Genomic DNA, 24,446 nt, shown 5'->3' on the forward strand with positions numbered 1-24,446 from the left:
GGAGAACGGTGAGCGCCCCGCGGTCGGTTCTCCGGCGGTCGGCCTTCAGCTGACCGGGACGCCGGTCGGCGCGGTCGGCGCCGCCGACGGGTCCCTGCCGGCGGTCGCCGACGGGTTCGCTCCGGCGCCCGCCGGGGCGGCGGCGGTGTCCGGTGCGGGCTGCGCAGGTGCCACGTTGAGTTCGGCGAGCATCGTCTTGGTGAAGCCGAAGTAGTACGTGGCGACGAAGCCGCCCAGGTAGCCGACGGCCAGGCCGGCGGCGTAGACGGCCACCGTCTGGCCGAGTCCGTGATCGCCGTCGAGCAGCGGGAAGAGCGCCCAGCCCGACGGGCCGATCGCGGTGGAGCCGACGTCGGTGCCCAGCTGGTTGAAGAGCCCGACGAACGCGCCACCGAGGGCGCCGCCGGTGCAGGCCGTGATGAACGGGCGGCCCAGCGGCAGGGACACACCGTAGATCAGCGGCTCGCCCACGCCGAGGAAGCCCGGCCACAGCGCCGACTTGATGGTCGTACGGATCGAGGTGTTGCGGTGCAGCCGGAAGTAGACGGCGATCGCCGCGCCGACCTGGCCCGCGCCGGCCATCGCGAGGATAGGCAGCAGCACGGTGTAGCTCTGCTGCTCGATGAGGGTCGTGTGGATCGGGATCAGCGCCTGGTGCAGGCCCAGCATGACCAGCGGCAGGAACAGGCCGCCGAGGATCAGTCCGGCACCCGCGCCGCCGTTGGAGAGCAGCCAGTTGGCGCCCTCACCGATCTTCGTGGAGACCTCACCGGCGAGGAACATCAGCCCGAAGAGGGTGGCCAGACCGGCCACCAGCACGGTGATGGTAGGGGTGACCAGGACGTCGATGGACACGGGGACCCAGCGACGGCACCACTTCTCGATCTGCACGGCGAGCCACGCAGCGCCCAGGGCACCGAGGACACCGCCCTGACCTGGGGAGAGCTCCTGGCCGAACGCCTCTACGTTGGCCACGCCGGCGTAGACGATGATGGCGGCGACGGCGCCGCCGAGGATCGGTGTGCCACCGAACTCCTGCGCCGTGTTGTAGCCGACGAACACGGCGATGAGCGCCATGAACCCGGAGGCCATCGCGGCGAGCGCGGGGGTGATGCCGGGCAGCCAGCCCAGGTTGACGAGCAGGCCGTTCAGGCCCGCGATGATGCCGCAGCCGATGAGGGCCGGGATCAGCGGTACGAAGATGTTCGCGATGCGGCGCAGCAGGAGCTTGAAGGGGGTGGCGTTCTGCGCCTTGCGCTCCGCGCGCAGCGCCGCGCCCTGCGCGGCGAGGTCCTCGGCGGTCACGGGCTCGCCGCCCGGGGCGCCGGCTGCCGCGGGAGCCCCGGCGCGCTCGTTCTCGACCAGGGTCTCGAACTCCGGGGTGACGCGGGCGACGGTGCCCGGTCCGAGCACGATCTGGTAGGTGTCGTCGTCGACGACGCCCATCACCGCGGGCAGTGCCTTGAGCTGTTCCTCCTGCACCAGGGTCCGGTCGTGCAGGCCCAGCCGGAGCCGGGTCATGCAGTTGGCCACCGACGCCACGTTCCCCGCTCCTCCGACGAGGGGCAGGATGGCGGCCGCGGTGTCGCGGTACTTGTTCTCGTTCGCCAAGAGATCGGCCTTGCTGTGAGTATCGGTTGGTACGTCAGGCGGCTGCGGTTTCGAGGGCCCTGCGCAGGTGCCCGTGCGCGTCCTGGAGAAGGCGCTCGGCCGTCTGTGCGTCGACGGATCCGAGCAGGGTGAGAATGGCGTTCTTGACCTCGCCGCCGGTGGCGGCGAGCGCGGCGGCGATGGCCTCGTCGGAGGCGTCGGTCGCGAGGCCCACGATCCGGTGGGCGCGCGCCCGCAGCTTCTCGTTGGAGGCGCGGACGTCGACCATCAGGTTCCCGTAGGTCTTGCCGAGTCTGATCATGGTGATGGTGGAGAACATGTTGAGCACCAGCTTCTGCGCGGTGCCCGCCTTGAGCCGGGTCGAGCCCGTCACGGTCTCCGGGCCGACCACGACCTCGATGCCGTGATCCGCGGCCGCCGCCAGTGCGCTGCCGGCGTTGCAGGACAGCCCTACCGTGAGGGCGCCGAGGGACCGCGCGTGGCGGACGGCCTCGACGGCGTACGGGGTACGGCCCGAGGCGGAGATGCCGACCACCACGTCGTCGGCGGTCAGCTTCAGTCCGTCCAGGTCCTGCCGGGCTCCCTCCTCGGAGTCCTCGGCACCCTCGACGGCGGTGACCATGGCGGCCGGCCCGCCCGCGATGAGGCCCACGACCTGCGAGGGGTCGGTGTTGAAGGTGGGCGGGCACTCGGAGGCATCCAGCACGCCGAGCCGGCCGGCGGTGCCCGCCCCGGCGTAGACGAGCCGTCCGCCCCGGGCCATCCGCTCGGCCATGCCGTCGATCGCGGCGGCGATCTCGGGGAGCCGGTCCGCGACCGCCGCGCTGACGGTCGCGTCCTCGGCGTTCATGTGGCGGGCGATGTCCAGCGTGGACAGGCGGTCGATGTCCGCCAGTTCGGGGCGGTGCGCCTCCGTGGCCATGGTGGCCAGCTGGTCACGCAGTAGGCCGTTCCCCACGGCGTCCTGGGTAGACATGAACGTTCACGACTCCTGCGGTTCTGACATTCTGATGGATTCGGTAACTCTGGCGCGTTTCAGTCATACGCGACGGCGAGCGGGGTCGGCTGGTCCGTGTGACACGAGAGACAGCGATGAAAATTTCTTTCACTTCGCTCCGACCAAACGAAACATATTTTCGGCGCGGAGTCGCGTCAAGACTCCACAGGCGATCAGTGGGTCACATCCCGGCCACGGCCGGGGCGGTGGCCTCGTCGAGGAGTTCGAGGATGTGCCGGTAGGGCCGCCCGGTGGCGCGGGTCATCCCGATCTCGCAGGTCCGGTTGCAGGAGGCGTAGGCGTCGTACGTGCGGGTGTTGATCTCGGCGGCCTGACGCGCCGTGGCCACCGCGGTGATCTCGGGGTGCAGCAGTCCCCGGTCACCCGCGAAGGCGCAGCAACCCCAGGAGTCGGGCACCGTCACGTCCGGACTCAAGGCGGCGGCCACGGTTCGCAGGGCGTCGTCGGCGCCCAGGTGGGTGGTCGAACAGGTGGGGTGCAGGGCCATGGACCCCAGGGGCCGCACAGCGGGCAAGGCGGGCAGCAGCCGCTCGGCGGTGAAGGCCACGCTGTCCACGAACCGCAGGGCCGCATAACGGGCACGGTCCTCCTCGGGCAGCGAGTCGGCCAGCCGTTCCAGACCGTGCGTACAGGAGGAGGCGTCGCAGACGACGGGCAGCCTGCCGTGGTCGGTGGCCGTCCACATGGCGTCCAGCGTGCGGACCGCCATGGTGCGGTGGCCCTGCGTGTACCCCTTGGACTGCCAGGGGGTGCCGCAGCACAGGCCGCCCAGTCCGTCCGGTACGGCGACCGGGACCCCCGCCCGTTCACACAGGCGCAGGAACGCGCTCGCCGATCCCACGGTCCGGCCGGCGTCCTCCTCGGGGGCGAAGAGGCTGCCGATGCACGCGGCGAAGAACACGGCCTCCGCCTCGGCGGGGTGCCGTGGAGCGGGGCGGTCCGGCCCGCTGCGCGGCATGTCGCGGGTCCATACGGGCACCAGTTCCCGGGCGCCCAGTCCGCGCACCGCCCGGGCTGCCGCCCGGGTGACGGGCAGCGGGACGGCATGGGCGGCCTTGAGCGCCGTACGGACGCCCGTGACCGTGCCTTCCCAGTGCCGCGCCACCCGGTCGGCGACACCTTGGGCCGCCTTGCCGTGCCGGTCCGCGCGCAGCCGTTTCATGACCTCGCCCGTGTCGATGTGGACGGGGCAGGCGGTGACGCACAGGCTGTCGACCGCGCAGCTGCCGACCGCCGCGTAGCCGTAGTCGTCCTCCAGGGCGCGGCGCCTGTCGTCGTCACCCGCGGCTTCGGCGAGGGCGATCTCGCGCAGCAGGGCGATGCGCTGACGCGGGGTCGTGGTGGCGTCGGCCGTGGGGCAGACGGGTTCGCAGTAGCCGCACTCGACGCAGGCGTCCACGGCCGGGTCGACCTCCGGAACGCTCTTCAGGTGGCCGAGGTGCGCTTGGGGATCGTCGTCGAGCAGGACGCCAGGGCTCAGCAACTGGTGCGGGTCGCACAACCGCTTGAGCTCCCGCATCACCTCGTACAGTTCGTCGCCGTACTGGCGCCGGACGAACGGGGCCATGGCACGCCCGGTGCCGTGCTCGGCCTTGAGCGTGCCGCCGGCTCCGAGGACGAGGTCGACCATGTCGTCGGTGAAGCGGGCGTAGCGGTCCAGTTCTCCGCCGGAGTCGAAGTCCTGGGTCAGCATGAAGTGCAGGTTGCCGTCCCGCGCGTGCCCGAAGATCACCGCGTCGTCGTAGCCGTGCCGGGCGAACAGGTCGATCAGGCCCTCGCCGGTGGCGGTAAGCCGCTCCATCGGCACCGCCACATCCTCCAGCAGGGCCGTCGTGCCGGGGCGGCGCGCGCCGGCGACCGCGGTGTACAGCCCCTTGCGCAGCCGCCACAGCCGGTTCCGCTCCCCCGCGTCACGGGTCAGCACGGCCGGGGTGACCGTGGGCAGCAGCCGCAGCGCGGGGTGGGCGGCGGCGACGGCGTGTTCCAGCGCCTCTGCGTCGTCCTCCGCGAACTCGACGAGCAGGGCCGCGTGGCCTGTGACGGTGAGGCCGCGCAGGGCCTCCACCGGATCGGCGGACCGTTGCGCCACCCGCAGCGATGCGGCGTCGAGGAGCTCCACGGTGCGGGCCCCGGCGGCGAGCAGCGCGGGCAGGCAGTCGGTCGCCTCGGCGAACCCCGGCAGTACGAGCAGTCCGGTGGCGGTGTGCGGCAGGAGCGGGACCGTGCGGAAGACGGCCTCCGCGACGAACCCGAGAGTGCCCTCACTGCCGATCATGAGCCGGGCGAGGACGTCGGCCGGGGTGGAGTGGTCGAGGAACGAGTTCAGTCCGTACCCCATGGTGTTCTTCATGGCGAAGAGCCGCTCCACCGTGGCCCGCGACGCGGCCGATCCGCGGACCCGTTCCCGCAGTCGCATCAGCCCCGCGTGCAGTTCGGGCTCGCGCGCCCGCAACGCCTCGTCGGCGTCGGCGTCCGCGGTGTCGACGACGGTGCCGGAGGGCAGCACGAACCGCAGGGACTCGATGGTGCGGTAGGCGTTGTCCCGGGTGCCGCAGTTCATGCCGCTGGAGTTGTTGGCCACCAGGCCGCCGATGGTGCAGGCACTCTCACTCGCCGGGTCCGGGCCGAGTCGGCGGCCGTACCGGGCGAGCCGGGCGTTGGCCTGGCGGACGGTCAGTCCGGGCTGGAGACGGACCCGGTGCCCGTCGTCGAGGATCTCCGCGTTGCGCCAGTGCGTGCGTACGTCGATCTGGATGCCGTCGCCGCCGGCCTGACCGGCGAGGCTGGTGCCGCCCGAGCGCAGGGTCACCGGGACGCCGGCCGCGCGGGCCCCGGCCATCAGCGCGCCGACCTCGCCGGCCGACGCCGCGCGGACCACCGCGCGAGGGGTGAACAGGTACGGGGAGGCGTCGTGGGCCGCAGCAATCCGGCGGGGCAGCGCGGTCGTCACCCGGGCCGGGTCGTCGACGCACGAGGCGAGGAGTTCGGCCAGGCGCTGGTCGGTGGGGGGTGTGACGGAGGCGGGCGTAGCGGAGACGGTGGGGTGGCTCATGGCTCCTCGGCGGCGCCGCCGGTTCGGCGCGGGACGACAGTGGGTCTGTGCGCGGCGACCGGGTGCGCGGCGGCGCGGCCCACTCGGTGGGCCGGGGCCTGTCGGCGCGCGGTCCGGCCGGGCCGCGGCTCAAGGGAGTATCGGGATCAACATCGCGGCATGTCAATAACTTACGTCTGGATTGTGTGACATGTAATTTAATTACATGCGGGGGGGCGGGCAGGCCGGGGCGCATGGCAGACCGGAACTCCGGGGCTCCGGCAGGGAGGGGATCTGGGGCTCCCGCAGGCGGGGGGACTCGCGAACGGCTCGCGTGCCGGCAGAGGTGCTACGGGCGACGCCGCCGGCGCCGCTGCACGGCGGTGTAGGTCTCCTGGAGGGCCGCCGCGGCGGCTTCGTAGGAGCGTTGCGCCACGGCGACGAACAGGCAGTCGATCAGGGCCAGCTGGGCGATCCGGCTGACCGTGGCCCCCGAACGGAACGGTGTCTCGCGGGCGGAGGTGGTGAGGACGAGGTCGGCCGCCTCCGCCAGGGCGGACTGGGGGAAGTTCGTGAGGGCGACGGTGGTGGCTCCCCGAGCGGCGGCCGCAGCCAGCGGCTCGACAGTGTCCTCCGTCTCCCCTGAGTGGGAGATGCCGATCGCCACGTCGCCGGGCCCCAGCAGCGCGGTCGCCGTCAGGGCGGCGTGGACGTCCGTCCACACGAACGCGATATGGCCGACGCGGTGCAGCTTCTGGTGCAGATCCTGGCCGACGAAGGCGCTGGCGCCGACGCCGAAGATGTCGATGCGCCGGGCCGCGGTGATGGCGTCGACGGCCCGGCCGAGGACCTCGGGGTCGACGCTGCGGGCGGTCTCGTCGAGCGCGCGGACCTCGTTGTAGATGATCTTCTTGACGATCTGTTCCAGGGTGTCGGACGGATCGATGTCGGTCCCCAGCGCCGACTGCTCCCCGCCGACCGCCCGCTCGTGCGCGACCGCGGCGGCCAGGGCGAGCCGCAGCTGGGGGTAACTGCCGAAGCCGAGCGTCCGGCAGAAGCGCAGCACGGTGGCGGGTGACGTGGCGGCTCGTTCGGCGAGCACGCCGATGGAGAGTTCCGAGCTTCCGGCCGGGTCCGAGATCACAGCGTCGGCCACCCGCCGCTCCGAGGGCGGCAGCGTGGGCCGGCCGGCGCGGATACGGGTGAGGGCATCGGCTCCACTCCCGCCAGCGGGGCCGCGCTCCGGCTCCGGCGTGAGGGGCTCGTCCCGGCGGCTCATCGGCTTCCTCCTGCACCGGACGACGGGGGTGTACTCACCTTGACAGGCAGTTAATCACAAGACCGGGTCACGTCGGTGACGCGGCGGGCGGTACCTGAGTGGGCCTGCTCGTGCGCGCGCACACGAGGGCGGGAGCGATGGTTCCGGGGCGACGACGGGGCGGCGGAATGGGAGGCGGGGCGTGGGCAAAGGACCTCCGTCGCCCTCGGCCCCGGCCACCCGCCGCCTCAATCCGATGACACCGCCCTACGCCCCCAGAGCGCAACGGCTGACAGCTTGACTATCAAACCTGGATACATCGTGCGATAGTCGGTCTGCGGACGGCGAAATAGGAAGAGGTGCCCGCTGACCTGGGGTGATGGGAGTTCCTACCCTCTCATCAGTCCCACGAAGCAAGGCACCTCTGAAGTCAAGGTCTCCCACAGCCCTACCACGCTGTTCGCCGCGTTCGGCGACCTGGACCTGATCGCGCATGCCGGGCTCGTGCCGACGATTCGCCTGGCCGCGCGGTGCGGTCTGCCCGCCCTGGTGGCCGAGAAGGTGAAGCTGACCGGCGCGAGGAACGGTGCCGGCACCGCCCCTCGGCAACCACAGCAGGACGCCACGCCGCAATGAACCTCGACGCGAGCAACGCCGGACATCCGACGTCGCACGCAACGACCCCGGCAACAGCCGTCACGATGGCGCCACTCATCCCCATCCCAGACGTCGTGAGATCTCTACCGACCCCGGGGCGGTTTCATCACACCCGCTTGGTCCGGGCAAACGGGCGGGACCGGCCGCCGGCAGCCGTCGCCGACGCCCATACAAGCCACGCGCATGTACGGGGCTGCCCGTGCGAGACGCTCTCGCACACCGGCCTGGCGTGGGGGCTGTTCGGCCAGGACGGCCAGCAGTACCTCGTGCTGGGCGGGGCCCAGCGCGTCGGCAGGCGCCCAGGTGCCGCGCACGGGAATGCCACCCAGCTCCGCATCGAGTTCGGGGGCGGTGTCGTACAGCCGCTGCACCAGGCGGCCGGCCCGCGAGAGCGGGTCGGCCGTGGGCTGTGCGCGGGCCACGGCGGGCAGCGACATCATCGTCTGCAGTGGATCCGTGACGGGCTGGGTTTCGTCACCGGCATGCCCTGCGCGGACAGCAGGATCATCTGAGCCCGCCGCCAGGTCACCACCGACCCGGTGCCCCGGCGGATGATCCGCAGCAGCCGTCTGCCCTCGTCATCGTCGATCTCGCGTGCACGTACTCGTTCCGCCACCCGGACAGCGTGACGGACACGTGCCGCCCGGCACAGCACCGAGACGGCGCGTCAACATCACACCAGGGCAAACGTTGTCTGATACAGCACTAGATCGCACAGACGGTGTGTCATTCCCCGCGGATGTGCCACCTGCCGGTCGCGGGATGCCACACGAGGCGCACCCTGCCCTGGTCCGGTCTGCGGGCCGTCAGCTCGTCCATGTCAAGCGACGACAGAGCCCGCAGTGCCTCGTCCGAGGCATTCGACCACACGAAGAGGGTGATCCCCGCCTCTGTGTCGTCGGCGATGAGGAGGCCGGGTTCATCATCGCGCGTGGACTCCTCGAGGGCCTCGACGGCCGGTCCCGGCTCCCCGTTCCGGCGCAGCATCCGGCGGACGAGGCCCCTGGCCTGTCCGTAGGCGTCCTCGGCAGCCTTGGCGACGAGTGCCTGGACGAAAGGTACAACGGCGGTGGTGACCAGCGCGGTGACGACGACCGTGGCGAGCTCCGGTGAGGTGCCCAACCGCAGTGGGCCGCTCTCCTCGATTTCCCGGGCGCGCAGAACCTCGTATGTTTCCCGCCATGCGGAGGCTTCCTGCATCCGACCGAGCTCCTTCAGTACGTCGGCCAGCTGCCAGGCGCCTCTCGCTGAGCCCGCCTCGGCCTCCGGCCGCACGCACTCCTCCGCCTCACTCAACCGCCCCTGCCTCGTGAGCAGGTACGCCAGATCGGTACGCACGTAGGACACACCGTGGGCGATCGCCATCCGGTACCAGTGCTCAGCGTCGTCGAGCCGCTTCCGCTTCTTGGCCAGCTCTGCCAGGGAGGTCATCGCCCACAGGTCCCCGCCCTCCACTGCGCACCGAAGCCAGAACTCACGTTCGTCGGCGCTGAGGCCCCTCGTCCAGCCCATGGCTCGCACCGCCTCGGGCCATCCCGCCTGCGCGGCACGCCTGCACCAGTCGGCCGATCTGGCCTCGTCCGCATTGCCGTTCGGGTGCCTGTTGACGGCGAGATCCCAGCAGACCCTGCTCAGGCGGTACATCGCCTCGTGATCCCCGGCCTCGGCCGCGGCGAGCAGCCACCGCTCGGCGTGCTCCAGGCCGGCATGGGACTCGTAAAGGTGCTTTCCGAGAGCCTTCATCGCCCCGACGTCACCCGCCTCCGCGGCCAGTTCAAGGTTCGGGTCCGGCTCCCCCCACACCATCCTCGGTGCCGCCATCTGTCCCCCTCTTCCGGCGCCCCGCCAGGAGCCTCCACGGTGGCTTCACGGTCTCCCTCGACGTCCTATCGTTCCAAGTCTCCCCGTTACCGTTTCGTGGCCCCGCAATGGGGTTCCCGGCCTCCGTGCCCGGTATGACTTGAGCCCCCTGTCGATCATGGTCGAAAAGGTGGTGTCACCGGACTCGGAGGCATCGGCAGACCGCTGATCAGGGGCATGACCGTCTGCATCCGTACTTTGGGTGGGGCAGGCCTTCGTAACGTGGATGCTGGCACGCTGATGCCGCAGACGAGGCCGGGAGGGATCTGCTCGGGAGGGGTTGTGAACGACGCGGACGAGATCGATGTCTACCTCGGACTGGACGTCGGCAAGGGCGAGCATCACGGCACCGCGCTCACTCCGGCGGGCAAGAAGGTCTTCGACAGGCCGCTGCCCAACAGCGAGCCGCGGTTGCGAGAACTGTTCGAGAAGCTGCAGGCCAGGCACGGCACCGTGCTGGTCGTGGTGGACCAGCCAGCCTCGATTGGGGCCCTGCCGCTGGCCGTGGCCCGTGATGCGGGCTGCCGCGTCGCCTATCTGCCGGGGCTGACGATGCGGCGGATCGCCGATCTCTACCCGGGCGAGGCGAAGACCGGTGCCCGCGATGCGGCGATCATTGCCGGCGCCGCCCGCACCATGCCGCACACCCTTCGAGATCTGGCATCGGACGACGAAACGGTTGCCGAGCTGGGGATGATCGTGGGGTTCGATGACGACCTCGCCGGTGAGGTCACCCGCGTCAAGAACCGGATGCGCGGGCTGCTGACCCAGATCCACCCCTCCCTCGAGCGGGTCCTGGGCCCACGCCTGGACCACCCCGCAGTCCTGTTTCTCCTCGAACGCTACGGCTCTCCCGCCCAGTTGAGGAAAGCCGGCCGTCGGCGGCTGATATCGATGCTGCGGCCCAAGGCTCCACGCATGGCCGAACGTCTCGTCGAGGAGATCTTCGACGCACTCGACGAGCAGACCGTCGTCGTCCCGGGGACCGACGCTGCCGCATTGATCCTTCCCAGCCTCGCCCGGTCGCTCGTCTCGGTCCTGGACCAGCGCAAACTCCTTGCCGCAAGGATCGAGGAACTGCTGGAGGCCCACCCTCTTGCCCAGGTCCTGACCTCCATGCCAGGCATCGGGGTCAGGACCGCAGCCCGGATCCTCATCGATGTCGGCGGCGGCAGCAGCTTCGCCACCGCCGGACACCTGGCCGCCTACGCGGGCCTGGCTCCCGCCACCCGCAGATCCGGCTCCTCCATCCGAAGCGAACAGCCATCCCGGCGAGGCAACAGACAACTCAAACGCGCCTTCTACCTCGCCGCCTTCGCTTCTCTGTCCCAGCCAGACTCACGTGCCTACTACGACCGAAAACGACGGGAAGGCAAACACCACGTCGCCGCGATCATCTGCCTCGCGCGACGCCGCATCGACGTCCTCTTCGCCATGCTCCGCGACGGCACCTTCTACCAGCCACCCACAACCGCTACCGCTTGACGAAAACCATAGGGGCACCTTTTAGCGATGACTTGTGCTGAGCTCGTCCCGCAAAAACGTGGTGGGGCCGATCCCCCCCGAGGCGGCGGCGCGGTTGAGCCCGCAACCAAGTGACGCGAAGAGCGGGGCTGGGGAATTTCAAGGAGCCCGAACACCGCGGCAACTGGAAGCCGACTATGTCCACGTCACGTTCACCGGGGCGCGTTACGCCGTGCGGCCGGATCGCGCTCGGTGTCCCATCGCACTGTACTCGCCTGTTGATCTAGCCCTGAGCTGCCGGTTTGCCAGGATGGTTGCGAACGCCTCTCCTCGAATTCTCAGCGAAGCTGGCTTCTACGGAACCTCCATGGGCGGTGAGCGTCGTCGGCACAGCAGACGGTGACGCCGAGGAGGAGCAAAATCCCTTGGCGCCTGCGATGGAGTGGACCATGGTGCGGTGATGAGCACTGAAGTGGAAGCGTTCGAGCATGAGGACCGCTGGGTCCTGAACCTCCGAGGCATGAGTGTCGCCACGATCTGCATCGACTTTCGGCTGACGCTCGCCCTCGACGCCGGGTGGGAAGTCGTGCTGGAAGCGCCAGCTCGGCTCTCGGCAGGGTCACTCCACACCAGTCCTGGCCTGCCTCTGACGCCGGAGTCCCAGGACGTGGCTGGGGCTCTTCCACTGTTCGGGGCGAAAGTCCTGTCCGCGGTGGCGTTCAAGTCCGGCGCCCTGCGGATGGTGTTCGACAGTGGCACGCATCTGACGTGTTCGGCGGACACGTCGTTCGAAGCTTGGCAGATCACAGGACTGCGAGGATGGCGCTTCGTCTCGCTGCCCGGTGGGGAACTTGCCGTCTGGTCGCCCTCGGCAACAGGTGAGAATCCACAAGGTCAAACTCCGAAGCCCTGAGAATCTGCCCGCGGATCACCCAGGAGTCGTTCGGGGACGCCGACTTCACGCTCGCCACGCTGTGGGCTGACATCGCCGTCCAACGGCATCTGCCACAGGAGGACACTGAATAATGCTGGCGTCGGCTGAACGACGGACCTATCAGCTTTGAGGCAACCGACTCAGCGCGTGCTGTCGCCGGGCGCGAGCAAACTGGTGACCTCGGCATTCGCACCCCGGCCAGCGACCTGGACGTCCTGGCCGTCACACGGCGGAGTCTTGACGAGCGGAGGCGGCGGGCGCTTGTTGAGGGCCTGCTGCACATCTCCGGCCTCACGCCGGCCGTCCGGCCGGTGGAACTCACTGTCGTCGTCCAGTCCGAGGTCCGCCCCTGGCGGTTCCCGCTGATCGGAAACTTCCTCTACGGCGAGTGGCTGCGCGACGAATTCCAGGCGGGCGGGTTTCCACGGCCGGCCCGATGCCGGACCTGGCCTTGGTTCTCACGGTAGTCCTGGCCAGCGACCACCCACTTGTGCGACATCCCGTGAGTTGCCCTGAGCTCCGCTGAGGTGCTGTCCCTGTGACCAGGGGGTCCCACCTTTCCCGCCCCAGCCTCACACGGCGCTACATGTCCGTTCGCCGTAGTTAGTACGAGAACAGGGCGGAAGCAGGTTGTTCTCAACGCGGGAGACAGAACATTCCTCAAACGCGCGGGGAAGCGCCGCCCCCGGCCAGGTGATCCGCTGGCCGGGCGGGCGTGCTTCGGCCTTGGTCGATGATGGCCGACCGCCGAGCCTCACCCAAAGACGAGATACGAGGCTGGTACACCGCGTTCGTGGAGCAGTGCCCTGAGCGACGAGATCGCATCCGGTGCGGAGGTGATGGCGGTGACCTCCGTATCGCTGATCCGGATGGTCGGGAGCCAGCCGTGCACGGGTGGCAGTAGATCTGCCAGCGCGTCCCTGAAGGCGCGCTGCCGATGGCGGCCTCCGTCGCCGGGGAACATCGGTGGCTTCGGCTTGCCGAAGCCACCACCGGGCTCGCGCCCGGTAAGAGCCCGTGAGCGGGCCAGCCATTGAGAGGCATCGAAGCCGAGCTTCACGCCCGCCGGATAGTACTCCAGGGTCAGGGCGCGGGCCCCGGTGAAGTGCTGCTTCTCGTCGACCTCCAGGATCTGCTGCTCCCCGTTCTCGTAGGTCAGCAGGACGTCCAGACTTCGCCGCTCACGAGAAGGGGCCAGCCCGGGGAGGACCAGCCCGGTGAGCGCGCCGTAAATCGCCGACACCGTCTCCCACATGGCGAGGCACTCGATCCGCCCCGGCCGCCGCAGCCAGGTCGGACAGCTCTCTGACTCGATCTCCGCTTTCACTGCGTGAGCCAGTAGTCGGGTTACGCCGTCCTGCAACTCTTTCACGCCCACTCCTGTTGCCCGACTGACCGCCCCGAGTATGCGTGACGCGTCTGACAGCGAAGCGACCCGATGGACGTTGCGGGCAGCCCGGCTGCCCATGTGAAGCCCTGAGCATCACAGAGAGCTACACGCCACCTGGCCGTAGCGCGGCCGCGCCAGTGCTGTGGTGGCTGCGTGCCTACGACCCCGACCGCGCCCACGCCGGCTGCATCGAGCCGCACCGCACCGTGGACGGCTACGCCGACTGCGACGGACAGCCGCGGTTGCTCACTGCCCGGTCTCCTCGTTGGTAAGCCTGCTCGGGCCGGGGGTGAGGACAGAGGCAGCGAGCTCGCGCTGCTTCTTGGCGCGGGCGCGGTGCTCGTCGGCGATCGTCGGCTCGGCGATCGCCAGTTGCTCGTACACCTCGGCCTGGGCGGTGCGCATGTCGGCCCGGCGCTGGCGGGCGGCGGCGTGGCCGTCGGTGCCGGTGGCCTCGAAAGCGGCGTTGAACGCCACGGCGTTCTCCTTCTTCAGCTCGTCCAGCCGGGCGTACAGCAGCCGGGCAGCGACCCGGTGGGCGGCTGCGGCCTGGGCCTCGGCGACACCGCGCGTGGGGTCGGTCGACGCGAGCCCGGCTGTGATGGCGTGTTCCTCGTCCGGGTGCAGCTCGGCGTACCACTCGTCGATACGGCGGGCGAGGTGGGCGGAGCCGAACTCGGTAGGGTGCCGGCGTTGGTTGACCACCGTCCAGGCTCCGACCGCGGTGCCCCACTTCTCGTGGGCGGACTGCTTGGTCATCCCCGCGGCGTTGCCGATGTCGGTCCAGCTGGCGCCGCGTTCCTTCTCGACGATGACGGCCTTCTCCACCAGGACGTCGGCCAGGTAACGCAGGTGCAGGGCCGCGCTCAGGAAGCCGCCGTACTCACGGTCGAGCGCGCGTAGCTCCAGCGGGATGTCACGCAAAGCGTCGGCGGCGAGGCGGCTGAGGGCGTCGGCGTGGGCGACGTACGCCTCGTCGAGCGAAGGCAGCGTCGCCGGTCTCGACTCGGACGTGGTGACGCCCACCCGCGGGGCGGGGCTCTCTTCATCACTCATGTCGTCAGGCTATCCCTGACAGTAGCAATTCGTCAGGGAAAGCCTGACGTTTGACGGACGATTCGCGGCCGGAGCGACCCGTCAGCACTCGACGGCGCTTGGGCGCAGTCCGGCATTCGCCCGTCCGGGTGACCGGAACGAACCCACAGGATAATTATGGGCATTCAGTAACTTTCGGGTGCCGGTGCGGCCGCTCTACGATGCAGGGGTCGGTTCCGGAGCGAGGCGGGCGAGGGTCTCGGCGAACGTCCGGCGGTCGGCGGAGTAGTGGTGCGCTCGGGTCCACCAGAACGTGAAGAACTGGCGCTGGACCGGGGTGGTCAGTGCGAACAGCAGCTCCAGCTTGGTGGCCTCCTCGCGCTCCGACAGCACGAGCATCCGGGCATTGGTCGCGTAGGCGACGGCGAAGTCGATCAGCTGGCGGGCGGGCCAGCTACCGGCGTACGCCGGGGTGTGGTCGAACATCCATCGAGTGGCGTCGTCGATCTGCTGCAACCACCGTTCCCGCTCGCCTTTCAGGCGTTCCCGCAGCACGGGCGTCCAGTCCGGATCGTCCGCCGGGAGCTGCTGCAGGAGCGTGCACGCCCAAAGGACCGTCATCAGGTGAGTGCTGAAGGTGTCACGGGCGGCGTGGGCCTCCCCGATCCGCTTCTTGCGGGCGTCCAGCCGAGGGGTGACGAGCAGGCCGGTTGCGATGGTGGTCACGACGGCGGTGCCGGCGGCCACCAGAAGGGTCCACAAGGTGTTGGGCATGGCGCACACGCTCCCGCACGGCACGTGGGCTCCAAAATGCTCAGGGTTTCGGTCCCTCGACCTCGCCCTGTGCCGTCCAGGTCTTGACCGTGCGTTGGCGGCCGTCGGTCTCCTCGATGAGCCGGATCACCACGTCCGGGTCGGTGCCGTCGAGCCCGACCCACTCCGTGTACCGGTCCTGGGCGGTGGCGGGAACCTTCCACTCGCCCTCGACGGCCGGGCCGTCCGCCTCGAACTGCAGCCGGGCGAGGTGCTTGGTCTCCATGCGGTGCTCCGCAACAGAAGCTGTGTCTGAACCTCTTCCTGCCGGTCATAGCGATGTGCAGCAGGTCGGGCGTGTGCTTGCCGTTCGGATCGGCGTCGATAGACAGTGTTTCGGAGAGCGTTGGGAACGCACTGGGGGCGGCCGGGACAGGGAACACGGACGGCCGCCGCCCGGGTGTGCATCTCGGGCGGCGGCCGTAGCCGTCCGGTGCGTCGACCGCTATTCAACCAGTCGGTTGACAACGCCGCAGGCCCGGCCTAGGTTTACTCAACCGATTGGTTGAAGATGCGAGGTGCGAGATGGCCAACGACCGGCTGTCCCGGGTGTTCTCCGCTCTGGCCGACCCGACCCGGCGCGACATCGTGGCCAGGCTGGCCGCCGGGGATGCCACGGTCAACGAACTGGCCGAGCCGTACGACGTGACCGTGCAGGCCGTGTCCAAGCACATCAGGGTCCTGGAAGACGCCGGTCTGGTCAGTCGCAGCAGGGACGCTCAGCGGCGGCCCTGCCGCCTTGAGGGAGAGGTCTTCGACCTGATGACGAAATGGATCGAGCGTTACCGGCGCGAGGCGGAGGACCGTTTCCGTCAGCTCGATGCCGTCCTCGAGCAGATGGAGGAACAGCCGGTGACGGGCACCCCGACGAAGGAGGCGGCATCGTGAGCACCACGGAGGCGAACCGCCGGCACGAGACGGAGATCGTGGCCGACCCGGCTCTGCCCACCATCCTCATCATCCGGGAGTTCGACGCTTTGCCGGGGCGCGTGTTCCGGGCGTACACCGATCCTGACCTGGTCGTCCAGTGGCTCGGCCCGCGTCGGCTCACCATGCGGATCGACGAGTACGAAGCGCGCAGCGGTGGGTCGTACCGCTATGTGCATCGCGAGGACGACGGGACGCAGTACGGCTTCCGCGGCGTGTTCCACGAGGTACGCCTCAACGAGCGCATCGTGCAGACCTTCGCCTTCGACGGCTTCCCGGACGGCGTCAGCCTGGAGACAACCGCCTTCGAGGACCTCGGCGGTCGCACCCGGGTCACCACCAAATCCCTTATGGACTCCATCGAGGCCCGCGACTCGATGATCAAGAGCGGCATGCAACGCGGCGTCCGGGAAGGCCACGAGCGGCTTGACGAACTGCTCAGCGGCCGCCAGAGCGGCAACGCCGACCGACGTACCGAGATGGAAGGCTTGAGATCATGACGAGGGCAGCCGATGAGCACCGCACCGTCGCAGGGGTATTCACGGACCGCGTGCGCGGAGTGCGTCCCGGGGCATGGGACTACCCAGCGCCGTGCGAGGGGTGGGTCGCCCGGGATGTGGTGCGCCACCTTGTCGAGTGGTTCCCGGACTTCCTGAAGGCCGGCGCCGGAGTCGAACTGCCGAAAGGGCCGTCGGTGGACGACGACCCGGTGGCAACCTGGACGGTGCACAGCGACGGGGTGCAGGCCCTCCTCGACGATCCGGCCACGGCGCAGAGGATGCTGTCGAACCAGCACATCGGAGAGGTCCCGCTGGACCAGGCGGTCGACCGGTTCTACACCGCCGACGTCTTCATGCACACCTGGGACCTGGCGCGGGCCACCGGCCAGGAGGAGCGCCTCGACCCCGGCAGGTGCGCCCAGTTGCTCGACGGGATGCTGCCGCTCGACGACGTGCTCCGCAAGAGCGGGCAGTACGGACCACGGGTCGAGGTACCCGAAAGCGCCGACGTACAGACTCGCTTGCTCGCCTTCATCGGCCGTAAGCCCTGAGTGTGACTCGTGCTGCCCAGGAGGCGGGGGTGGAACGGAGTAACTCGTGGACGATGCGGGCCAGGCGCAAGGTAAGGGACTACAAGCGCAGATCTCCCATGCCGAAGCGCACATCCGGTGGACGTTCCTCACGTTCATGTCCCGCAGTCTGGCCGGCCACGCCGAGAGCCCCAGCAGCCCCCGGTCCTACAGCGCGCCCTGGACCGCCTGACCGCGTTCGTCCAGCCGGTGACCCCGCTCGTCGTCGCGGTCGGAGAACTCGCACAGACGGTGCGGGGGACCTTGGGGACCTGACGGCCCCGGCCGCCGGGGACGCCGTCGATTCGAGTAATGGTCAAGCAGTCCCCGGCCCGGTCTCCGAATTCGGAACCATGCGCTCGCCTTCCTTGGGCGCGTGTCCCGCGGCCGGCCGATTGCCATCCTCGTCGTAGAGGACGGTCTCTTCTTCGGAGGCCGACGTGCGCACGCAGGTTCCCGGTGCCGAGCCAGGAACGGTGTAGTCCTCATCCTGCACGCCGACGGTGTAGGCCGTGAACGGGCTGCGGTGGACCCAAGGCGCCCAGAACCACAGGCCTGCACCTGCCGCAACAGCCACGACAGCGCCGGCCACCGCCCACCCTGGACGCGTCGCCGAAACTTCGGCAACTCCTTGGTCAGCGATACCGATTCCCCACCCTCAGTCATGAAACGGATCACGCCGGCTTTCGCCGACACTGTGCTGCTGTCCAGGATCTTCGCTCCGCTGCTCTGGAGCCCAAGTTCGACGTCGGTGAAGGCACCTTCGTCGGACCTCGTATCCACCGCGGCGGGAAGCGGGGCTCCCGGTTGGGGCGTTCAACCACACCAAAAGGGCGTACGAGACTCACCGTGGGTAGGTGGCCAAGGACCTGTCGGTAGGGGGTGGATGAGCCGCCTCGCCACCCCAGAGATGCATTTCGTCGGTCGCAAGCCTTCCGCCGTGCCCCATCACCGTGCGGAGCTGAATTCCGTAGGTGGCAGGAGACGAAGCGGAATGGGGCGGACCCCTGAGGTGGTCAGGGCTTGTCGTGGGGCGACGTGTCGTCCGGTGCGTCAGGCCCGGAGTCCGGCTCGACGTCGATCTGCGATTCCGGTACGCCCGCCTTGGCGCGCCACCGTGCGACGGTCGCCTTGACCAGGTCGTAGGCGCCGTGGACGAAGAAGACGATGGCGACTTCTTTGACAACCTCGGCTGTGCCGGAGCGGTCCGTCTCGGGCTTGGACGCCGGTTCGGTCTGGAATCCGGAGCGGACCAACTCGGCGGCAAGGTGCTGCGCATGGTTCTTGCTGTCGGGAGCGACGGTCACGCGGGTCACCGGCATCAGCATTCACTCGCTTCCTTGAAAGGGGATCTGCGTTGGCAGGTGGTGGTCTACCGGGCGACGGTGTTGAAGGAGGCCCAAGCGTTCAGTGGCATGTCGGAGTCCTGTTCGAGTGCGGAGCGCCAGGCTCGGAACAAGGCGGTGGCCGGGGTCACTCCGGGCTGCTGGAGTTGCGGCAGGACGCGGTGGAGCAGTGCCGAGGCGTGGTGGTCGTTGACTGGCCCGATGGCGCCGATGACGCTGTGGGCTCCCTTCGCCAGAAGGGTGAGAGGCAGGTTCAGCGCTTCCATGCCTTGCGGGTCGTGGACGGCGCCGGTCCAGCAGCAGTCGATGATGAAGGTGCTTCCGGCCGGCACCGGCTCAAAGTCGTTGGCGTTGAGTGTGTCTCCCCCTGCCATGTGCAGGGTCTGTCCAGCTCCGACGCCGGTGCCGTGACAGCTCAGGACGATCAGTGACGGGTTGTTGCCGAGCTGCTGCTGGAGCTCTTGTTTCGTATCGACCAGCGTAAGCTCGACCTCTCGCCGTGCAGCTTCTTGCACCACGTTCGACAAGTCGGTCAAGGCGAGCGGGAGAGCCAGGTCGAAGTGGGAAAGCCAGGCCTGCTTGCGGGACATCGGGGCGGCAACCGCGTTAGGCGTCCCGAGCACGATGGGCAGTATCGTCCCGAGGGGCTGATCGCCAACGGGCAGGGCAGCGAACGGCAGGCGCCACAGGGGACCGAGCGGGCAGATCTTCAAGGTTGATTCCGGCGCTGCGTTCTCGAGTACCGCTGTGAGCGGTTCGCGGGGCAGCAGGCGGGCAGCCAGGCAGGCCAGGGCAGGGTCCTGGGGGCTGAGGTGCCAAGCGGAGGGATCCTGGCTGCCGCTGCCCGGCGGCGGATTGAGGAGCTCATGGAAGAGGCGGGCTGGCGCACAGGACTTGAGGCCGCAGGCTTCGCAGGCCTCGTTGTCCAGCTGCCACGGATGAAAGACAGCTGCGCCGCCGCCCGGCAGGAAGAGGGTGAATCCGCCGGCAGAGTCGTCTCCTGCCCACGTGGCCGCGATCATGAGGGTCGGCTGCTGCGGGTGGAGTGCGTCGGTGATGTCCTGTTCGTCTACCGGACGCCACCAAGTACTCAGCTCTGCGCTGACAGTGGAGGCGACCGTGCTGTCACTGAGGTAGCGCAAGGTGTGGGGGTTGGCCCGGCGGCGCGTCCGCAGGGCAGCGGCAGCTGAGGAATTGGCACTGAGCAGGAAGACCTCTACGGCTGCGGCAGGGACAACTTCAGCAGCCGGCACGTGATTGAGTACCTGGAGCAGGAAGGTGATGTGGTCGACGACCACAGAATCGGCGGAGCGCGCGGATTGGTAGAGAGACAGGTCGCGGGCCTTGTCGCACAGCCTCAGCGCAGTCAGAGTGTCCTCGAGTGCCGAGGTGTGCTGATCATTGCGGAGAAAGCAGTCGGCGCGGAATCTCAGAGCCCGGATGTGCTGCTGCACGTCGAGAAGAGTCGGCTCGGTGAGTGCAGCACTTATCTGCACGGCTCGGTCGTAGCATCTGAATGCTTCGTCGCGTTCACCGGTCTTGAACAGTAGCGCACCGTACTGGGTAAGGACGGCAGCTCGCTCTGGGGAGTCGTCCTCCTGTGTGGCCATGACCTTGCGATACAGGGACTTGGCGGTGTGAGGCAACTGCAGGTGGGAAGAGGCGACGGCCACACTGGCCAGGGCTTCGTTCCGGTAACGGTCCCGTGCTACGGCGTCCGTCTCTCCCCACAACCGCGCTGCGGCTGCAGGGCCGTCGAGAGCGTCGATCTGGTCCAGCGCGAAGCTGAGCACTGCTTCCCAGTGACGGTGCATGCTGGCTGCCAGCATCCGCAGCCTGTTCATGGAGATCCGCAGGAGCACGTTGCTTTCAGGCAGAGACGGGTTGAGCTGCTCGTACATGGCAATGAAGGCGTGCGGAGCTTGTGTCCATTGGCCGGTCAACGCCGAGGCGTGTGCCTCGGCTGCCCGTAGAGCCAACGCGAGCGGGGGCAGGGTGAAACGCAGGATCCCGTCGTTCTTGAGCCGGCTTTGAGCGTCACTTCCGAAGTCCGGAGAGACGTTGATGCGCTGCATGGCCTGGCGCAGGACATGCAGTGCTTGGGCAGGTGAGCGGCCCTCCAGTCGGCGTGCCTCGTTGAGCGCCGACAGAACCATGCGCCCGATCTCGTCGTCGGGTGTCTGCTCGGGCGGAGAATTCAAACGATGCTCGTCCACGACGGCCACGCCTCTCTCAGCTTCTGCAGCTGGCTGTAGAGCATCTCGGTGCCGGGAGCGGGAGGAGTGCTTTGCTTCCACTTCTCGATCAGGTAGACGAAGATGTCATCGCGTCCTGCTGACACCAGCTCCTCGAAACGGTCATGATTCTCACGGTTCCTGTGGAGGAGCTCGCCCAAGGCGCTGTCGAGCAAAGCGGATTCGGCGGGCAGATCCGCAAGCTGGCTTCTGTGCTCCTTGAGCTCTCGTTCAAGCCGGTACGCAGTGAAGGGGCTCCAGGGCTCGTCGAATGCGCATGCCAGCGCTGCGGCCAACCATCGAGAGCCCCGTTCGCATAACGAGGCACGCAGCGGCCCGCTCTGCGGGACCCGATCCGCCGCGGCAAGGTGCGCGTGCGCGTCATCCGCAAGCGCCGAGGACCGGCCGGCCCGGAGCCGGTGTTCACTGATGAGAGTGTGCACATGAGTGCTGACCTCGGGGCGTACCTGATGCCCATACTGGTAATGCGTAAGCAGGCGCCCGAGCGCCCGAAGGGCCGACACCAGAGCGGCCCCGTGCAGCAGTACCTCGGCTCGTTCGGTCAGTTCGGTGATCCGTTGACGCAGAGCATCAGGCTCTGCCGTCAGGGGCAGGCCCGTGGCGTCGCGGAGCGGCCGGATCGTCGGAGACAGACGCTGGTCGCAACCGACTGACCAGGCTGCGAAGAGGAGTGTGGCATCCACAATCTCCGGATCATGGCCGCCGAGACGAGTTGCGCGCAGCAGCTCCTCGCCGAATTGCAGCCGGTAGCTTCCCACATCAAGCTTTCCCGACGGAACAGGTACACGGACCCGGCCGTAGTGATAGGCAGCTATGTTGACGCCGATTCCACCCACTTCGATGGTAGGCAGATACACCATGGCCTCCCCCTGCGCGCGCCGAACACGTGGCAACAGGAGAGAGACTATCCGGATAATCCGCTCACGAACCGTGTTTTCGGCATCTGTGCCGAAGATCGGATAAGTAAGTGATGCTGGCCGTCGCCAGCAGCCGAGCGTGCAACGGCGGGTGTCGGCGAACAGGCCCGGCTGGCGGCACGCGGGCGAGCAGGCGGGACGCGCAGGCGTTCCCGGCATCGAGAACGGGAAGCTAAGCCTCCCGATGCCGAGGTCCCACCCTGGGGGTCTGCCGACTCTGGCGCTATGTACCCATTCACCGGCGGGCACCATAGGGCTCTCGTCGGTGGAACTCAGCTGCTGCCTCGAAAGTCCTGGGCACAGGCCGCAACGGCACCCCGTCGAAGACCGGCCCGGTCCGGGCCTGGGTTGACACCCGCCACCGCCTCTGGACGCTGCTCCACGTCACCACCCAGGTGGTGGATGAGCGGGTCGAACAGCTCCCAGGCGGTGAGGGACGGTCGGAAGCCATCCGTCTGCAGGGCGTCAGTCGATCGCGGGTCTGGGCCGGCTGTTGGGATGAGGGTTGAGTTGGTGTCAGCTGAAGATTCTGCGGATCTGCTTTCCCAAGCTTTCCCTTGGTCCTACGACCCGCTCCTCGGTGTGGATGAGCTCGGCGACTGTGATACGGAGGCGGTGTTCCCCTTCATAGCGGCCGTCATCAAGGGTGACCAGGTATGCGCCGTCACCGGACCGGAAAACGGCTCTGCCGGGGCGGTCCTCGGGACGGCTGGGCCTTCGCATCCTTGCCGGTATGTAGTGGAAGGCCAGGTCCTTGGCCGCCTGCTCGGCTTCTTCCCTGTCACCTTCGACGTGCCGGCTGGAGGTCAGACTCCACTGGTGGAGCTCGAGAACGTGGGACTCGACGCGCTGCGATTCAACGGTCTGCTCTTCCAGCAGCACATACCAGGAGTGTGTCATGGCGGGAGTGTACGACCGATGCGTGCTTCAAGATCCGGGCACCCGCGCCGCGGCCCGGCCTGGTACCTCAATCCCCTCCGCAAGCATCAGCGCCGACGGCCTCCACCACATGCGTCGGCCAAACGGCAGAGGCCCGATACGTAACCGCCCCCAGCCCGCGGAAATTCTCCCCCTTGGACCGCGGCAGCGCTGAGCCAACGGCGAGGAAACCTCTGCCGCGACGCTCGGGCGGTGAGGTGGCCAGCAGACTTTGGGCCTCACCTCTGCGGGGACTTCCCACCATGCCAGCTGATGATGCGCGGGCGTTCAATGTGGCCGACTTGTCGGTATCCAGGGCCTCGAGTGCGTCGCGGAGCGCAGCGCGGCGGGAGATGCCGGCACGCCTCAGATCCACGCTTTCCGGCGCGGCGAAACCGGTCTGGCTCTGTCACTGCCAGCCAGCCGCCTCGATCACGGCAGTGGCAACCTCGCCAACGGAACGCGTGGTGGCATCGACGGTAAAGTCATCGACTCGTGCCCGGTCGAGGATCCCGGCCAGTTCACCGGATCTGTCCAGGTGCCATCGCAGCGCTTCGGGTTCGTTCTCGTGGCGGCGGGAGAGGCGCTGGTGGACCACCGGCAGTTCGACCTGGAGCCGACACACCGAAAGTTCGATACCGACCGCGTCGCCGCACTGCTTCCGGTCGTCCATGTCCTCAACCACACCGGCGAGGATCAGCCGGACTGCACCAGCAGCACGGTAGTTGCCGGCGATACTGCGCAGGTTCCGCAGCATCATGCCGAAGTTGAAGCGGTCTCCCGCAGGCGCCGGCCAAGACTGCCTCAGCCAGTCGAGGTCGATGACAGCATTGGGTACCGCGACGTCAGTGAGAAGACCGCCCACCGCCTCGGCCACCGACGTCTTGCCAACGCCGACGGTGCCGTTGATCAGGAGGGCACGGGGTTCCAGAAGATTGTCAGCATGCATGCCCAGGAGCCTACGACTCGGCTCGGTTTCGTGAGCAACCCGTGTCCTACCAGGCACCCACCGTCTGAACCTGCAGCCGACGGAGCCGATCGCCGTGCCCGCCACAGGGCGTACAGCAGGCTGGCGGCTGCAAGCACGACGAGGACTGGCCAGGCGCGTACCGCCACCTCGAAGGCGGCCACGGCTGTCTTCAACAGCAGCATCACCGCAGCGAGGGCGACGACCCCGGCCGCGGCCCACTCCCCCGCGCCGCGGGGCATGCGCGGCCGGAGCCGCCGCCCGGCCATCACCGTCCCGCCGGCACAGAGACGGCCGGGGTGGGTGAGGGCGGGTGAGGCTCGGTGGCCTCGCCGAAGCCGATGAGCTACCCCCACAACCACACGCCCGCGATCAGCCCGGCAATCGTCCAGCCGCTCATCTTCTTCCCGCTCGGCCTCGGCTTGCGCCTCCAGTGGCTGCGGACCCGGTAGTACCCCTCGGATGGCTTGCCCGGCATACGTTGTCCCCTCCCACGTCGGTGCACCGCCGATTGCATTGCACCCTGAGGACTGATGTAGCAGCGAGCACCGACAAAGCCGCCGGGATGATGAGCCTGGTCGGTGTGTAAAGAGACCGAAGTGGACGCTGGCTGGAGGCCGTTCGATTTCCTCGTTGGCATAGGCCTCTGATCTGCGGACACTCGGCGCGGTGTTCGCTACATCGCCAGGTCTCTTCCGCAGCACTGAGGCAGCAGTGATGCGAGTCGCCTCCTTGGGTCTGCCGCCCGGTCGGGCATGCCCATGAATGGCGAGAAACCACGGGTGTGTTCGACCAAGGCCATGTGGCGGACAGCGTTCCGGCGAAGCTCCGAACATATGGCCGGCGCCGGACGGCGTGCTGCACCTGCGATGTGGGCGAGGTTAGAGCGCCCGGCAGTAGGCGTGCGTCGTTGATGAGGGCGACCCCGGAAGTCGAGCAGGCACGAGCCATGGTGATCATGGAGTTCTTGACGCTC

At 68.6% G+C, this 24,446-nt stretch carries 22 protein-coding genes and 2 pseudogenes; 7 read left to right on the plus strand and 17 right to left on the minus strand.

Features of this window, described 5'->3' with window-relative positions:
* Positions 1 to 45: 45 nt before the first annotated feature.
* From ABT078_RS35730 to ABT078_RS35745, 4 genes are all read right to left on the minus strand, one after another.
* Entirely contained in the window at positions 46 to 1,611 is a 1,566-nt protein-coding gene (locus tag ABT078_RS35730; RefSeq protein WP_351235335.1) for a PTS transporter subunit EIIC, read from the minus strand.
* 34 nt (positions 1,612 to 1,645) lie between these two features.
* Positions 1,646 to 2,587, minus strand: coding sequence for an N-acetylmuramic acid 6-phosphate etherase (murQ, locus tag ABT078_RS35735; protein ID WP_351235337.1), 942 nt, complete (start codon positions 2,585 to 2,587; stop codon positions 1,646 to 1,648).
* A gap of 202 nt (positions 2,588 to 2,789) precedes the next feature.
* A complete protein-coding gene (locus ABT078_RS35740; RefSeq protein WP_351235339.1) occupies positions 2,790 to 5,681 on the minus strand; it encodes an FAD-binding and (Fe-S)-binding domain-containing protein in 2,892 nt (963 codons plus the stop codon).
* Positions 5,682 to 6,009: 328 nt separating this feature from the next.
* Positions 6,010 to 6,939, minus strand: a complete 930-nt coding sequence (locus ABT078_RS35745) for a MurR/RpiR family transcriptional regulator (protein WP_351235341.1) — start codon at positions 6,937 to 6,939, stop codon at positions 6,010 to 6,012.
* 483 nt (positions 6,940 to 7,422) lie between these two features.
* On the opposite strand from ABT078_RS35745, the gene ABT078_RS35750 reads away from it, so the two are divergent.
* Positions 7,423 to 7,554 (plus strand): hypothetical protein, encoded by a 132-nt coding sequence (locus ABT078_RS35750; protein ID WP_351235343.1) that lies wholly within the window; start codon positions 7,423 to 7,425, stop codon positions 7,552 to 7,554.
* A gap of 104 nt (positions 7,555 to 7,658) precedes the next feature.
* Here ABT078_RS35750 and ABT078_RS35755 read toward each other — a convergent pair whose 3' ends face one another.
* The 3 genes and pseudogenes from ABT078_RS35755 to ABT078_RS35765 form a co-directional block, all read right to left on the minus strand.
* Positions 7,659 to 8,015, minus strand: a complete 357-nt coding sequence (locus tag ABT078_RS35755) for a hypothetical protein (protein WP_351235345.1) — start codon at positions 8,013 to 8,015, stop codon at positions 7,659 to 7,661.
* A gap of 29 nt (positions 8,016 to 8,044) precedes the next feature.
* Positions 8,045 to 8,191, minus strand: a pseudogene (locus ABT078_RS35760) (IS630 family transposase); the annotation flags it as partial.
* 110 nt (positions 8,192 to 8,301) lie between these two features.
* The gene (locus ABT078_RS35765) at positions 8,302 to 9,396 is read right to left on the minus strand and encodes a hypothetical protein (protein ID WP_351235346.1); all 1,095 of its coding nucleotides are present in this window, start codon (positions 9,394 to 9,396) and stop codon (positions 8,302 to 8,304) included.
* A 279-nt stretch (positions 9,397 to 9,675) separates the two neighbouring features.
* On the opposite strand from ABT078_RS35765, the gene ABT078_RS35770 reads away from it, so the two are divergent.
* From ABT078_RS35770 to ABT078_RS35780, 3 genes and pseudogenes are all read left to right on the plus strand, one after another.
* Positions 9,676 to 10,920, plus strand: coding sequence for an IS110 family RNA-guided transposase (locus ABT078_RS35770; RefSeq protein WP_502981476.1), 1,245 nt, complete (start codon positions 9,676 to 9,678; stop codon positions 10,918 to 10,920).
* A gap of 439 nt (positions 10,921 to 11,359) precedes the next feature.
* A complete protein-coding gene (locus tag ABT078_RS35775) occupies positions 11,360 to 11,812 on the plus strand; it encodes a DUF6188 family protein (protein ID WP_351235350.1) in 453 nt (150 codons plus the stop codon).
* 140 nt (positions 11,813 to 11,952) lie between these two features.
* Positions 11,953 to 12,335, plus strand: a pseudogene (locus ABT078_RS35780) (nucleotidyltransferase); the annotation flags it as partial.
* Between the two features lie 252 nt (positions 12,336 to 12,587).
* Here ABT078_RS35780 and ABT078_RS35785 read toward each other — a convergent pair.
* The 4 genes from ABT078_RS35785 to ABT078_RS35800 form a co-directional block, all read right to left on the minus strand.
* Positions 12,588 to 13,205, minus strand: coding sequence for a hypothetical protein (locus ABT078_RS35785; RefSeq protein WP_351235352.1), 618 nt, complete (start codon positions 13,203 to 13,205; stop codon positions 12,588 to 12,590).
* A 264-nt stretch (positions 13,206 to 13,469) separates the two neighbouring features.
* Entirely contained in the window at positions 13,470 to 14,279 is an 810-nt protein-coding gene (locus tag ABT078_RS35790; RefSeq protein ID WP_351235354.1) for a hypothetical protein, read from the minus strand.
* Between the two features lie 195 nt (positions 14,280 to 14,474).
* Positions 14,475 to 15,032, minus strand: coding sequence for a hypothetical protein (locus ABT078_RS35795; RefSeq protein WP_351235355.1), 558 nt, complete (start codon positions 15,030 to 15,032; stop codon positions 14,475 to 14,477).
* A gap of 40 nt (positions 15,033 to 15,072) precedes the next feature.
* The gene (locus tag ABT078_RS35800; protein WP_351235357.1) at positions 15,073 to 15,297 is read right to left on the minus strand and encodes a hypothetical protein; all 225 of its coding nucleotides are present in this window, start codon (positions 15,295 to 15,297) and stop codon (positions 15,073 to 15,075) included.
* A 299-nt stretch (positions 15,298 to 15,596) separates the two neighbouring features.
* On the opposite strand from ABT078_RS35800, the gene ABT078_RS35805 reads away from it, so the two are divergent.
* The 3 genes from ABT078_RS35805 to ABT078_RS35815 are packed head-to-tail and all read left to right on the plus strand — an operon-like array spanning position 15,597 to position 17,049.
* Positions 15,597 to 15,959 (plus strand): ArsR/SmtB family transcription factor, encoded by a 363-nt coding sequence (locus ABT078_RS35805; RefSeq protein ID WP_351235359.1) that lies wholly within the window; start codon positions 15,597 to 15,599, stop codon positions 15,957 to 15,959.
* Positions 15,956 to 16,498, plus strand: a complete 543-nt coding sequence (locus ABT078_RS35810; RefSeq protein WP_351235361.1) for an SRPBCC family protein — start codon at positions 15,956 to 15,958, stop codon at positions 16,496 to 16,498. The genes ABT078_RS35805 and ABT078_RS35810 overlap by 4 nt, the downstream gene beginning before the upstream one ends.
* Complete coding sequence (locus ABT078_RS35815; protein WP_351235363.1) at positions 16,495 to 17,049, plus strand: TIGR03086 family metal-binding protein; 555 nt, start codon at positions 16,495 to 16,497, stop codon at positions 17,047 to 17,049. The genes ABT078_RS35810 and ABT078_RS35815 overlap by 4 nt, the downstream gene beginning before the upstream one ends.
* Before the next feature lie 334 nt (positions 17,050 to 17,383).
* Here the strand turns inward: ABT078_RS35815 and ABT078_RS35820 are convergent, their stop codons facing one another.
* From ABT078_RS35820 to ABT078_RS35845, 6 genes are all read right to left on the minus strand, one after another.
* Positions 17,384 to 17,659, minus strand: coding sequence for a hypothetical protein (locus tag ABT078_RS35820; protein WP_351235365.1), 276 nt, complete (start codon positions 17,657 to 17,659; stop codon positions 17,384 to 17,386).
* 424 nt (positions 17,660 to 18,083) lie between these two features.
* Positions 18,084 to 18,395 (minus strand): hypothetical protein, encoded by a 312-nt coding sequence (locus ABT078_RS35825; protein ID WP_351235367.1) that lies wholly within the window; start codon positions 18,393 to 18,395, stop codon positions 18,084 to 18,086.
* A gap of 44 nt (positions 18,396 to 18,439) precedes the next feature.
* Complete coding sequence (locus ABT078_RS35830; protein ID WP_351235369.1) at positions 18,440 to 20,638, minus strand: CHAT domain-containing tetratricopeptide repeat protein; 2,199 nt, start codon at positions 20,636 to 20,638, stop codon at positions 18,440 to 18,442.
* The gene (locus ABT078_RS35835) at positions 20,611 to 21,528 is read right to left on the minus strand and encodes a hypothetical protein (protein ID WP_351235371.1); all 918 of its coding nucleotides are present in this window, start codon (positions 21,526 to 21,528) and stop codon (positions 20,611 to 20,613) included. Before ABT078_RS35835 ends, ABT078_RS35830 begins: the two co-directional genes overlap by 28 nt.
* A gap of 573 nt (positions 21,529 to 22,101) precedes the next feature.
* The gene (locus ABT078_RS35840) at positions 22,102 to 22,485 is read right to left on the minus strand and encodes a hypothetical protein (RefSeq protein ID WP_351235373.1); all 384 of its coding nucleotides are present in this window, start codon (positions 22,483 to 22,485) and stop codon (positions 22,102 to 22,104) included.
* Between the two features lie 427 nt (positions 22,486 to 22,912).
* Positions 22,913 to 23,452: a DEAD/DEAH box helicase family protein gene (locus ABT078_RS35845; protein WP_351235375.1), complete on the minus strand. Its 540-nt coding sequence runs from the start codon at positions 23,450 to 23,452 to the stop codon at positions 22,913 to 22,915.
* Between the last annotated feature and the right edge of the window lie 994 nt (positions 23,453 to 24,446).

It is taken from the genome of Streptomyces sp. NPDC002133 (assembly GCF_040296405.1).
Classification (GTDB): Bacteria; Actinomycetota; Actinomycetes; order Streptomycetales; family Streptomycetaceae; genus Streptomyces.